Source organism: Pollutibacter soli (assembly GCA_029269725.1).
GTDB classification, from domain to species: Bacteria; Bacteroidota; Bacteroidia; order Chitinophagales; family Chitinophagaceae; genus Pollutibacter; species Pollutibacter soli.
In genome coordinates, this window is sequence record JARJHS010000016.1 from 1 (window position 1) to 12790 (window position 12790).

The 12790-nt window shown below is 42.7% G+C and carries 12 protein-coding genes; 6 read left to right on the plus strand and 6 right to left on the minus strand.

Features of this window, described 5'->3' with window-relative positions:
* Positions 1–118: 118 nt before the first annotated feature.
* Both P2W82_RS24355 and porW read right to left on the minus strand, forming a co-directional pair.
* The gene (locus P2W82_RS24355; protein ID WP_336518576.1) at positions 119–2515 is read right to left on the minus strand and encodes a penicillin-binding protein 1A; all 2397 of its coding nucleotides are present in this window, start codon (positions 2513–2515) and stop codon (positions 119–121) included.
* Between the two features lie 75 nt (positions 2516–2590).
* Positions 2591–5569, minus strand: a complete 2979-nt coding sequence (gene porW, locus P2W82_RS24360; protein ID WP_336518577.1) for a type IX secretion system periplasmic lipoprotein PorW/SprE — start codon at positions 5567–5569, stop codon at positions 2591–2593.
* Positions 5570–5798: 229 nt separating this feature from the next.
* On the opposite strand from porW, the gene P2W82_RS24365 reads away from it, so the two are divergent.
* The 6 genes from P2W82_RS24365 (at position 5799) to P2W82_RS24390 (ending at position 8979) form a co-directional block, all read left to right on the plus strand.
* On the plus strand, positions 5799–6197 hold the full coding sequence (locus tag P2W82_RS24365) for a hypothetical protein (protein ID WP_336518578.1): 399 nt from the start codon (positions 5799–5801) through the stop codon (positions 6195–6197).
* Between the two features lie 31 nt (positions 6198–6228).
* Positions 6229–6684, plus strand: a complete 456-nt coding sequence (locus P2W82_RS24370; protein WP_336518579.1) for a bactofilin family protein — start codon at positions 6229–6231, stop codon at positions 6682–6684.
* On the plus strand, positions 6668–6898 hold the full coding sequence (locus P2W82_RS24375; RefSeq protein WP_336518580.1) for an AtpZ/AtpI family protein: 231 nt from the start codon (positions 6668–6670) through the stop codon (positions 6896–6898). Before P2W82_RS24370 ends, P2W82_RS24375 begins: the two co-directional genes overlap by 17 nt.
* A gap of 2 nt (positions 6899–6900) precedes the next feature.
* Positions 6901–7296 carry a hypothetical protein gene (locus P2W82_RS24380; protein WP_336518581.1) on the plus strand — a complete coding sequence of 132 codons (396 nt, stop codon included), beginning with the start codon at positions 6901–6903 and terminating at the stop codon, positions 7294–7296.
* Positions 7289–7906, plus strand: a complete 618-nt coding sequence (locus P2W82_RS24385) for a SprT-like domain-containing protein (RefSeq protein WP_336518582.1) — start codon at positions 7289–7291, stop codon at positions 7904–7906. The genes P2W82_RS24380 and P2W82_RS24385 overlap by 8 nt, the downstream gene beginning before the upstream one ends.
* Before the next feature lie 521 nt (positions 7907–8427).
* A complete protein-coding gene (locus P2W82_RS24390) occupies positions 8428–8979 on the plus strand; it encodes an outer membrane beta-barrel protein (protein ID WP_336518583.1) in 552 nt (183 codons plus the stop codon).
* Between the two features lie 16 nt (positions 8980–8995).
* Here P2W82_RS24390 and P2W82_RS24395 read toward each other — a convergent pair whose 3' ends face one another.
* The 4 genes from P2W82_RS24395 to P2W82_RS24410 form a co-directional block, all read right to left on the minus strand.
* Complete coding sequence (locus tag P2W82_RS24395; protein ID WP_336518584.1) at positions 8996–9496, minus strand: GNAT family N-acetyltransferase; 501 nt, start codon at positions 9494–9496, stop codon at positions 8996–8998.
* A 121-nt stretch (positions 9497–9617) separates the two neighbouring features.
* Positions 9618–10091, minus strand: a complete 474-nt coding sequence (locus tag P2W82_RS24400) for a lipocalin family protein (protein ID WP_336518585.1) — start codon at positions 10089–10091, stop codon at positions 9618–9620.
* A 555-nt stretch (positions 10092–10646) separates the two neighbouring features.
* Positions 10647–12326 carry an adenylate/guanylate cyclase domain-containing protein gene (locus tag P2W82_RS24405; RefSeq protein WP_336518586.1) on the minus strand — a complete coding sequence of 560 codons (1680 nt, stop codon included), beginning with the start codon at positions 12324–12326 and terminating at the stop codon, positions 10647–10649.
* A 21-nt stretch (positions 12327–12347) separates the two neighbouring features.
* On the minus strand, positions 12348–12731 hold the full coding sequence (locus P2W82_RS24410) for a response regulator transcription factor (RefSeq protein ID WP_336518587.1): 384 nt from the start codon (positions 12729–12731) through the stop codon (positions 12348–12350).
* Between the last annotated feature and the right edge of the window lie 59 nt (positions 12732–12790).

Consider the following 12790-nt stretch of genomic DNA (forward strand, 5'->3'; position numbering starts at 1 on the left):
TTCCTAACCTCCTTTTTATACAGCTCAATTGTGTATAAACCTATATCCAAAACTGAAAATAAAAAAAGCTGCCTCATTTTACTTTTGAGACAGCCTCCCAATGATATTGTATACCTCGTTAATCTTTCTTTTTCTTGAAGATTCGTTTGAAAAACGGTACTTTCTTTTTTGTAGTATCGGTTGCTTCTTTTTTGTCCCTTCCGTTATCATCATCTTTCGCTCCCTTTCTTGCTTCTTTCAACACTTCTTTTTCATCTTCATCGATTACCTTCTGAGACTCTGTAACCACTTTCTCCCGACCATCACTTACAGGAATATCGATAAAATCTGATGCACTTCCACTACCTGCATTCTCCCCTTCAGCAGGAGGAGCGGTTTCGCCACGTGCGAGTTCCTGGTAATCATAAATTGCTTCGTTATGCAGTTTTTCAGGAACCATAAATTTCGCTTCCTGATCGATACCCAGCGATTTATCTTTAAACACCTGCTGGTAATAATATGCCCATGCCGGCATCGCCATCTGCGCGCCACCTGTAGTATTCAGTAACCTTAGTAACGGATCATCACAACCTACCCATACACCGGTGAGTAACTGTGCATTGAAACCGATAAACCAGCCGTCAGCATTATCATTTGTGGTACCGGTCTTACCAGCAATCTCACCAGGCACTGCATATGCTCCGCGTAATGCACGGCCAGTACCAAAATTGACAACGCCTTCCATCATCTTTGTCATCACATATGAATCAGCTTCGCTGATCACTTCTTTGCTTTCGCTGTGGAAAGATTCGAGCACGTTTCCGTTGCGATCTTCAATACGATTAATATAATAAGGCTTAACATTGAATCCACGACCAGGGAACATCGTATATGAACGCACCATTTCATAAAGAGAAATATCTGCTGAGCCCAATGCAATTGAGGGCACGGCAGGAATTTTACTTTCAATGCCGCATTCTTTCGCGAAGTCAATAGTACGCTGAACGCCTAACTGGTTAATGAGGAAAACAGCTCCCGGGTTTTTCGAGTAGGCGAGACAGATAGCCATCGGGCCGCCACTTCCGGTGATCACTTTATTTCCCATATTGATCGGCCCAGGCGGAAATTCTGTATCGGGCTGATATCCATTCAGTACGCCAACAGTATAAAGCAGCGGTTTGAAAGTGGATCCCACCTGTCTTTTGGTACTTATGTTTACGTGGTCAAATTTGAAATTTTTGAAGCTGCTACCACCAACCCATGCCCGAACTTCGCCCGTCAGCGGATCCATCGACAAAAATCCGATCTGCATGATCTGTTTGTGATATTTTATAGAATCCAGTGGGGTCATGATTGTATCCTTCTCACGTTTCTCATTCCATGCAAAAACCTTCATCGGAACTTTTACATCAAAAGTCTTACGGATATCCGCCTCACTCATTTCATCTTCCTTTGCATTCCTCCAGCGATCACTTTGCTTCATTGCTGATTCAATGATCACACGACCATCCTTTGATTTCCAGATACTGCCATCTTTAATGTTTTTCTGATTGCTGAAAACCTTTTGCAGATTCTGCATATGCCGGTAAACAGCTATCTCTGCATACTCCTGCATGCGTGGATTGATCGTTGTAAAAATGCGCAGACCATCCTTATAGATATCATAGGGATTTCCTGTCTTCGGATTCTTGTGTTCCTTGCACCATTTTTTTATATCATCTCTCAACACCTCACGGAAATAAGGTGCTATACCTGCATTCTCGTCAAGCCTCCTGTATTTCAGTTTGATGAAATCTTTTTTGAGTTTATCTGCTTCAGGTGCCGGCAGAAAATTATTACGCACCATCTGATCAAGTACAGTGTTCCTTCGGTCCAGAGCAGCTTTAGGATTTCTGCGAGGATTGTATTTTGTAGTTCCTTTCAGCAATCCAACCAACACTGCCGCTTCCTGCACTTCAAGTCTGCCAGGTTCCTTCTGAAAATAAGTACGGGCTGCATTCCGGATCCCATAAATCTCATCTCCGTAAGTAACCATATTGAGATAAAGTGCAATGATTTCTTCTTTAGTAAAATTCCTTTCGAGTTTGATTGCTACGATCCATTCTTTGAACTTCTGGATCATGCGCATAAACATGTTCTTACTTCCTTCCCCGAAGAGCAGGTTTTTTGCAAGCTGCTGTGTGATCGTACTTGCACCACCTTCACGCCCCAGGTAGAATACAGCGCGTGCAGAGCTTTTCGGATCGATGCCGGAGTGATCATAAAAACGTTCGTCTTCAGTGGCGATCAAGGCCTTGATCACATTCTGCGAAATATCCTGGTACTGTACATTGATCCTGTCCTTTGTATAATATTTACCCATGAGAGAACCATCGGAGGCGTAAATTTCTGAGGAGGAAAGTACGGATGGATTTTCCAGTTCTACCAACGAAGGCAGTTTGCCGAAAAGGCCGAGGTTAATCGAAAGGATCAATACAATAAAAGCGGCCCAGCAGATGAAGAATACTTTCCAGAATATACTAACCCATTTTGTCATAAGATCTAGATTTTCCTGATGCTTTCGCAGCGTATAAAACTAAAAAAAATCCCTTTCCCGGTTTAATAAGATTAGCTAAAATTTACCAGGAATTGCCTGCTGTAGAAATTTAATATACTCATCGACATTTTTCTTTTCCTGAAGTACATCAAGATTAGTGCCCGACAGCAGGATAAACTTCCATTTACCTGCTGGTAACCAGGGGAATATCTCGGCTTGCGCCACTTTCCTTGTGTTTTCGAGATAATTTACCGCCGCACCTGCGTCAGGGAAGGAGTCGATGATCACCAGTTTAACATCATCATTCAGCGGCTTTATGGAAATTTCTAAAGGTGTGCTATAATATTTTTCCCTGTTGTATCTGTTCAATGCCTGCCGCGCTTCATTTACATAAACGATGTCAACTTTGTCCAGCACCAGCGCCACTTTTTGCGGTTCCGCTGCATTGAAACTATATCCTGCCGCCTTTTTCGTAATCTCAGGCGCTTTAAACTGTGTAGTATCCACCTGTTTGACAATCGTCTTTGGAGGAGCCGCTACTTCAGCCTGTGGTTTTGGAGCCTGCGTGATCTGTTGTTTTTCTTTAGGTATGTACAAATCCTCCACCTGGTAAATGCTATCTTCTTTCATCCTGGTTACCTGGAGATTGGTTAGATAATCCTCTATTTCGCCACGCCTGCTGAGTACATTTAAAAGATTTCCCGCCTTCATGATCAGGTTGGACTGAGGATAAAGACGGATCAGGTTATTGAGTGTCGACATGGCGAGACTGTCCTGGCGATTTTTTATATAGTAGACAGATTCGATGTACAAAAGTTGTGGCGTCCAGTAGTTTTCGCCATAGGTACTGTCCGCTTTCTTTTTTGCTTCCAGCGCCTGGTCGAATTTTCCTTCGATGAAGGAATTATAGACGTCTTCATAGCTTTTTGTCGCGGCGGTATTGAAAGCATTTTCATCTTTTTTCGCCTGTACGGGACTGTTAATATAACGGAGATACTTACCCGAACTGAAGTTTTTTTCAAGAAATCCCTTGTAGAAATTTGCCTTTGCGGTATTTCCCGCTTTCGCGTAGCAGCTGTACAAACCAAACAAAGCTTCTTCCTGCTTATTTGTTTCCGGGAACTTATTAAGCAGGTTCTCATAATTGATGATGGTTTCGTCGCAATCATCCAGCCTGTCTTTAAAAATCTTTCCTAATTGATAATAGCTGCTTTCCAAAGTATCGTTTGACACTTTAAGCGCTTCAGGCGTCAACGGAATATTTTCCATCAGTCCTTCAGATGTGATATCATCGGGAACTGTTTTTGCATTTGGTTTTGCATCACCATCCTCGCGCGTATTTATGGCGATGGCCTGCGTATTGATGGCTGTTATTCTTCGCCAGTTGTCCACATTAGGGCGGTTTCCCCATTTCCCCTTAAACATGCGATAACCCTGTGACCTGAGAGAACTGTTACTAAAATACCATTCGCCACCGCGACCAGCATTTTCAGCAAAAATATCTGCGGGAACATTTGCATCAAATGCACTGGGCACAGCTGCTGTGCCGGTAACAGGTGCTGCCTCTTCTTCTTTAAGACCCCTTTCTTTTCTTAGCTTTTTTGCAAGTACTTTGACATACTTTTTTCTTTCTTCTTCCGGCATCCGTGCGATATGCTGAAGGCTGTCTTCTACGCGAATATTTTCCTGGAGTTTAACAACTTCTCCTAGAATGGATTTACGATGTGCCAGCATCGCTCCATCCGGAATATCAGGTTGATCAAGATTTACACTGTCATATGCTGCATAAGCCGGTCCCCATTTCTTCATGCTGTAATTCAATTCAGCCATGAGAAGAAAAGACCTCTGTTTGTGCGCGTCATCGACGAGGTTTTCATTTATGCTTTTCCTTAAATATGCAACGGCAGCATCAGGTTGATGTCTCAGCATTTCCATTTGCGCAGCGGCATAGAAAATCATATAGCGGTATTCTTCATACCGGCTTTTTTTTGCCATACTGTTGAGTGCGGCAAGATTTTCTTTTATGCGTAGCTCTTCATTTTCACCGGTGACCAGCCTGATCTGGCTGATTCTTGCCCAGGCCTCCATGATCGGGTCCGTAGTATGTTTCATTGACCTGGCATACCAGTCTTCAGCCATGTCTTTTTTACCGGACCGTTCATACATCTGTGCAATGAGGTATTCCCAACGGGACTTTTCAGTATTGCTTTCTGCATTATCCAAAGCCTCTTCAAGATGAAACGCTGCGCTGTCATAAATCTCCTGTTTATAAAACCATAATGCTTCCAGTTCTTCCAGATCAGGTTTTAATCTTGAAGGAAACTGAACATCGCGTCGAAGTGTTTCAAGCAGACCCCAGGATTCATTATAATTTCCTTTTTCGATCATAGTGCGTACATACCAGAGCAACGCATCATTTCTTTTAGGCTTGTTTTTGAAGGTATTGGCAAAGACGTTGTTTTTTTCTTTTGTTGAAATCGTATACACGTTTCCGGTAGCGTTCATATTACTGCCGATCTTCTTATCATATCCAAGTTCATCTTTGGTACGCGGCTGGAAAGCAAAATTGATGTACTGAAAAACGATGGCGGCTGAATCTAGGTTGTCCTGGTAAAAATAGGAGAGACCCATGAGCATATACATATCATCGACCCAATCGCTTCGCAGATCATGGAGCAGTATGCCATTGTTGGTTTTGTGAATTACTGAATCAAGCTCAGCTTTCTGGCCTTTGGTGTCCTGCAGGGAATAATTATAAAACGATAGGAGTTTGCTGAAATCGTCCTTGTACGACTGCTTGGCGCTGGTCACCACATCGTTCAGCTCGTTATAGGCGTTGAACTGGTAATTATAATGGGAGGTAACATTCTGGGTAAAACGCCTGAGTCCGCCGATTTTTTTGTCGGTATCTTTTTCAGATGCCAGTTTACGGTTCTCAAATTTTTTCGGTTTTTCCAGGTCGGATACGGACGCACCGGGTTGAGCAGACGAATAGCCGCCGCAATGAATTAATAGCCATATTGAAAATATCCGGAGATATGATCTCTGTATCAATACGTTAACATTGATCCGCACGTAGAGTAAACTGATTTTCCGCAAAATTATTTTAAAAATATCGCAAATATTTCGCTGTAACTTTATGAATTCCAATCTGAAAGCATATTTAACAGCGCATTGGGCAAGTGAAAATTTTATGCCAGTTGCGGCCGCGTAACCGGTTTTTTGTTGTTAATTCGATTTTTCATTTGAAAGGTCAGGGAAAAATTATCAATTAGTAGGAAAAATGGCCAAATCCCAGGAGGAGTTATCCACATTAAAGCGTTTAAAGAATCATTATCGCCTTGTTGTGATGAATGATGATACTTACGAGGAAGTTGTTACGTTTAAGTTGAACCGATTAAGCGTTTATATCGCTTTGTGCACAATTTTTGTGGTGTTGGTAGGTCTTACGGTGTCCCTGATTGTTTTTACCCCATTGAAGTATTATATACCGGGTTATGGCAGCCAGGCGGAGCGGAGAGAGATGATTCAGCTGAAAATCAGGGCTGATTCGCTGGAGACACAGGTAAAATACAAAGAGGCTTACTGGAATAATGTGAAAAATGTTTTATCGGGACAGGTGCCTGTCAATCTGGATACTACCCAGATCAATGTACCTGAAGCAGAAAAGAGCGTCGATTAAATCCAAAATTGATACATTAAAATCTGAAGCCATGTTTAACTCAAAATCCAAATCCGACTCAGGGTCAGTTACATCATTCTCTTCAAGTTCTTCATCCTCCTCTTCATCATCACCGGCGGGTAACAGCCTTATCGGCGTAGGTACCACCATCAAAGGCGATATTGTAAGCAATGGTGACGTGCGTATAGATGGTATTCTGAAAGGAAACATCACCGGTTCTGCAAAAATTCTGATCGGCCAGGACGGGCTGGTAGAAGGTGATATCGAAGGCCAGACTGCCGACATCCTCGGGAAAGTGACAGGTAAACTCGTAATTAAGGAATTACTTAATCTTCGCGGCCAGGCTCATATCCGTGGAAATATTCACGCCGGCAAGTTACAGATCGAACCAACAGTTACCTTTAATGGTCAATGCCATATGGGTAAGGAAGCCAGTGTGGTGGAATTGCCAAAAGCTGAGGAAGCAAAACATGCCATCGCCAAATAATCAAAAAGACAACTCAGGCAATCGTAATAAGTTACTCTTTCGCTATGCCGGTTTGGCCACTCAGTTCCTGGTGTCCACCGGCATAGCTGTTTTTATCGGTTATAAGGCTGATCGTTGGTTATCTATCAGGTTCCCGGTATTTGTTTGGTTATTACCTTTGATTGTTATTGCAATCACTATTTATAAGGTAGTGCGAGATACATCAAAAGAGTAAGTATGGCAGCCCGGAAATCCCTTTCCCCCTTAATCATTCTTTTTGTTTTACTGAATATGCTCTTTATCGTTTTCAGGAGTTTCCTGGAAAAGAAAGGGTTTAATGTCGATGTGCTGTTGATTGGCAACCTTGTCCTCTGGCTGATCACTTTATTTTCAGCGGTGATGTTGCAGAAAGGACTGAGAGCAACTTCGACTGCGGGTTTTCTTCGATCGGTCTATGGATCATTTATGATCAAGCTTTTTCTAGTGGCAGCATTGGTATTCGGATACCTGATGCTGAATAAAGAGAATTTTAATAAGCCGGCCATATTTAGCTGCATGTTCCTCTACCTGGTGTATACTTTTATTGAGATCCGCGGACTATTAAAACTTTCGAAGCAAAATCCGGATGCCTAAAGAGGAAAAGCCGTTAGACACACTTGCCAGATACCTGCCGGAAGGAACCTACCCGATGGTAGAGCAGTTTCTGCATCAGCACAAAATTCACCTCACTATTACGCGTGAACGAAGTTCAATACTTGGCGACTACCGGCATGCTGTAAACGGTAAAAATCATCGCATCTCTGTGAATGGCAACCTGAATAGTTACGCGTTTCTGTTAACGCTTCTTCATGAGATTGCGCACTTGCTCACCTTTCAACAATATGGCAACCGGGTTCAATCGCACGGCAAGGAATGGAAAAAAGATTTTTCGCAATTGCTCCGCTATTTTCTGCAATCACACACATTTCCCCCCGATATTGAAAATGCTGTAAGGAATTCTTTGAATAATCCTGCTGCAAGCTCATGCGCTGATGATGACCTTACGCGTGTGCTTAGGCGTTATGATAAAGATGGCGATCAGCTTTTATTTGTAGAAGACCTGCCGCCGGCGAGTTTATTCAGGATAAAAGGTAATAGAATATTCAGGAAAGGAGAGAAGATCAGGAAAAGAATTCAATGTACGGAAGTGAAAACAGGGAGGGTTTATTTGTTTAGTCCGGTGTATGAAGTGGAAAAGGTTTGAAGTTGAAAGTTGAAAGTTTAAGGTTGAAAATTATTTGATGATTAAATCGTAGAGACGCCCTGCATAGCGTCTCTACGATTTAATCTTTATAATTGTCACAAGACTACAATGATCTTTTGTTCAGGGTTCGAAATTAATTTAGTCACTCGATGAATACAGTTTAGTCCGGTGTATGAAGTGGAGCAAGTTTAAGGTTGAAAGTTAAAAGTTGAAGGTTCAAGGCCCCCTGCCGGCACAGGTTATCAATGGTAAGTTATATGTCATCCTTCGCGAGTGACAAATTCAACTTTTCCTGCAAAATGCCATGCCTGCAATGATTGTTTAAATGTAGATAAAAGGCATGCCTTGTATCTGCATTTAGACTTTTGAACCAAACATATTCTAAATTCACACGCATACGCCGGCTGTTCCTGTTGCCTTTGTACTATTGCCTATTGCCTCTGCTGTCTTTTCATTCCGCTGCCCACTGCCAATTTACCTATATTTACCCCGTTATATCATTACCAAAACCAACCCGAATTATGAGTAAGATCCTGATTGCGATAGCATTGATTTTTTCTTTCAATATTGTCAACGCACAGACCGAACGTGGCGACTGGATGGTAGGGGGAGGATTGGAACTGAACACTTCAAAAAACAAAACTGTCTTTGTTTTCAATCCCAATATCGCATGGTTCATCGCTAAAGATTTTGCACTCGGCGCACAGTTTTCTTATAGTTATTTAAGTCTTGGCGATAACAGGATCAATACTTACGGAGCCGGGCCTTTCATCCGTTATTATATCCCAACAAAAAATGTAAGACCGTTTCTTCATGGTGATGTCGATTTTCAAACCAATAAGATCAAGAACAATACGATCACAACCACTGAAAATGCTTTCAGCTTTTATATTGCCGGCGGTGCTGCATTTTTTATCAATGAAAGTCTTGCTTTCGAATCAAAAATTGGCTACCGATATACTGATCTGAAAAATCAGAGTGGTGCTGGCGGAGTTGGTTTGAGTCTCGGCTTCCAGGTATATATCAATCGGAGACAGGCAGAAGCGGCAAGGTCGACGATTAATGGTAAATGAGGTTTAACGTATAACGTTAAACTTCCCGTATCATCCACACATCACACCCATGATGCCCGGAATTTCCAAGTGGTTTATCGAGAGCGATGAAGCCGAATTTCTGGTAATTGGAAATGGCTTTTCTCAGTTCGGGCATCGTTTCGAGGTAGATCTTTTTGAAACCATGCTGGCGTGCGAGAGCAAGGCATTCTTCCATCAAAGCTGCACCCAGACCGAAGCCGCGGGCTTCAGGAATAAGATACATTTTCACCAGTTCGCAGGTATCTTCCGGTAATCCGTCTGTAGGAAATATTCCTGCGCCGCCCTGTATGACTTGGTTCTTTTCAGCGATCAGGTAAGCGGATTTCTTCGCCTGGAAGAGTTCGTATAAATGATCCGTGGTTTCATCATAATACACTGTTCCTGGTTTATTGGCACCGAACTCAGCGAGAGAATTTCGAATGATCGCAGCGATGGCAGCATTGTCACGCGCTTCAATTGGTCTGATACTAAATCCTGAAACGGGCTTGATCTTCATGTGACGAAGATACTGGAGGTAGAACGTAAAACGTTCAACGTAAAACGTAAAACGTTCAACGTAAAACGTAAAAAACCGCTCCCAAAAGGCAGCGGTCTTTTCTGACGGTTGATTATAGAAATTATTTCGGCTGATAGACGCCCACCAGTTTGATCTCCATTCCTGTTGAGTTATCAACAAGAGATCCTTTGAAACTGGTTTCGGTTAATTCTTCGATGGTAAGTGTTTGTGGATCTTCATCCGCGGGATCAATGATCACTTTAGTATCATTTTCCACCAGTTGCCAGGTTCCGGTAGTCACAATATCGTTTGCACTGCATTTTACAGTGTTTTCTGTGAGAACGAAAGTACCGTCGGAATTAAGGGTGAATATGTTATCCTGGGCACACGCTTCGATTTCGTCGTCAAAAACGCTTTGGGAAAGTCCACCCACGCTGGCGATCAGGTCTGTTTGGATCCACGCGCGGACAATCAGGTCTTTTTTTGTTTTTGGTTTATCCTGGTCAGGGTTTTTATCCTTGCTGCAGGAACCTAAAGTGACGATAAGAACGAGTGCGGGAATCAGAGCCCGGGTTTTTAGATTGAATTTCTTCATGGTATCAGATTATAAAATAGATGAATGCTTTCGGTAAAGAAATGCAAATTCATTGAACATCAGTGTAGTTTTTTTCCTCAGCAAATCCAGGCCATCACCGTATACAAAAGCGAAATCGCTGCAACGATGATGAGGATAAAAGGACGATCTGCGTGTTTCATAAAGCCGGATATTAAAATTTAGTTAGTGAGTACGTAAACTGAACGAAGCTGGCAGAAGAAAATTGTGATTTTCCTAATTTTAACGCCTTTTTCATTGGCAACGTTATAATACGCACGTAAAATGGTGTTTATTAATGTGATAATTTTTAGAAATTCAACGCTGTGAGAGAAAAAATCATGCCAGTGATTTTACGTGGAAGGTTTTAAGTTGGAGGTTATAAGTTAGGCCCTGTGATTGGGCCTTATCTCCATTGTATTAAACCGTTTCGGTTTGCGGAAAAACTTCTTTAATCAGGTAACAAATTTGTAAGCAAAATTCCAGACTAAACCATTTAAAAAGCCCGACCGTTTGCTCTTAGGCTTACTTAAAACATAGAACCTAAAACTTACAACTTTACTTCACCTGAATATGTTCCACTCCACTCCAGTCGTCCGGAACGCCATGATTGAGAAAATTCAGCGCGTTGGAAATAAATAATTTAGCCGCATGATCCGTGGGGAAATATTCCATCCCTGCCCGGAAGGAACTGATAGCGGATTCAAATGAACGGTTCAGGTAAAGATGCATCCCTTCCGTGAAGTAGGGCAGGGTAATGAGTTTATCATTCTTTTCATCGGCTTCGTTGCCGCTGAAGCACTCATGAATATTGATCGCCTCGTGTTTACCTTTCAGCCTTACGCGACCCAGGGGTCTGAAATGAAAATGACTGTTGTCAGCGATGTGCTGAAGGGTCGCTTCACTTAATATAATGCTGGATTTATAATACTTGGTCAGGCTTTCAATCCGGGAAGCGGTATTAACCGTATCCGAAATAGTGGCAGCGTCCATCCTGTCCTGGTCGCCGGTGATTCCCATAATCAACGGGCCCGTATGCATTCCGATCCCGATCCTGATCGGGTCCCGCCCGCTCATTGTCCATCGCTCATTAAAATTCCTGACCTGGACTTCAATTTCCACTGCGGCAGCCAGGGCATCTCCCGGGCTGCCCGGAAAAATGGCCATGATCGCATCACCTAAGTATTGATTGATAAAACCGGAATGGCTCCTTATTACCGGACCCATCATGAGATTAAAGTCACACACAAAATTGAAATTCTCTGCCGGCGTCATCTTTTCCGCGATTGTTGTATATCCGCGGATATCAGTAAAAAGTACGGTCACGATTTTTTCAACCTGGTCGCCTAACCGAACATCAGTTATTACCTCCCGGCCAAGCGAACGTAGAAATTCAAACGGCACAAACTTTCCGGCGGCGGCATAAATTTTTCGCATGGCTTCTTCCTTCTCCCGCGATTCCTGGATATTCTTTTCATACAGCATTGCACTTTCTATTGTGGTAGAAGATTGTTGGGCAAGTGTTGTCAGAAGTTTCAGGTCATTCGCATGATACAGGTCAGCTTCTGTGTGCGCCAATACAATCGCACCCATCACCCTACGGTTAACCTTAAGCGAAGAAAAAATCAATGAATTGACTTCTTCCGCAATTATGCCGGTTTCTTTGAGTTCACTAAGATCGCTCATGATTTCGGACTGACCATCCAGTAAAATATTCTGCAGCATCTGGTGATACTCTAACACAAGTCTTTTATTCACCAGCGGCAGACCTTCCGATGCAAGAATATTCAGCTGCTTTGTTTTTTCGTCCCAGATAATTATCCATCCTGCTGCGAAACGAATAACATGACCTGCTTCTTCAAGGGTAATCTGTGCAATTGCGGCAGGTTCAATAGCCTGCGCCAATTTCCCCGCAAAATTGAACATCAGGTTAACTTCCTGGTACATATTCAGTACTTCTGCACCTAGTTTCTTTTTTTCCTGTTCCTTGTTCACGATCATCCGAAGCATGTCTGCTACCAGCAATGCCTGTTCATTGCAGGTTACCCATCCCAGTAAGCTGCTGTCTGATTCTATCGGAATTTTTTCAGCATCGGTCGAATCCGGCAGACCGAACAGAGCTATTCCCTTCGCATCTTCTATATATAGTGAAGCACCGGGCAAACCCTGGAAGTGATCCAGCAGCCTGCCGAGTTCTTTATTCGACTGAATGATGTTTTTAAGACTTAGTTTTCCCATGTTTCAATATATCTGGCTATTTCAACCGTTCAGCTGTAAAACTTCCCTCGCTTTTATCAGCAGGCTTTCCGGATCGAAAGGTTTTGTCATATATACATCAGCACCTACTTCTGATCCTTTTTGCCTGTCAAGTTCCTGGCCTTTTGCTGTGAGCAATACGATAAATACCTGGTTCATGCCCAGTTCTTTTTTCACTTTTCTGCAAACCTCCATTCCATTCATCCGGGGCATCATTACATCAAGGAAAACCAAATCCGGCGTTTCCCTCCGAATCAGGTCGAGGGCTTTTTCTCCATTATCAGCTGTGAGGAATTCAACACCATCATCTTCCAATTCCTCGAGCGTCTGTTCAATCAGCATCCGGATATGTTGTTCATCATCTACGATCAGAATTTTTTTACTCATGTATTCGTGTTTCTTTTTAGTTGTCAGTTGTTGGTTGTAAGTCAGGCAGCAGTGCGCAG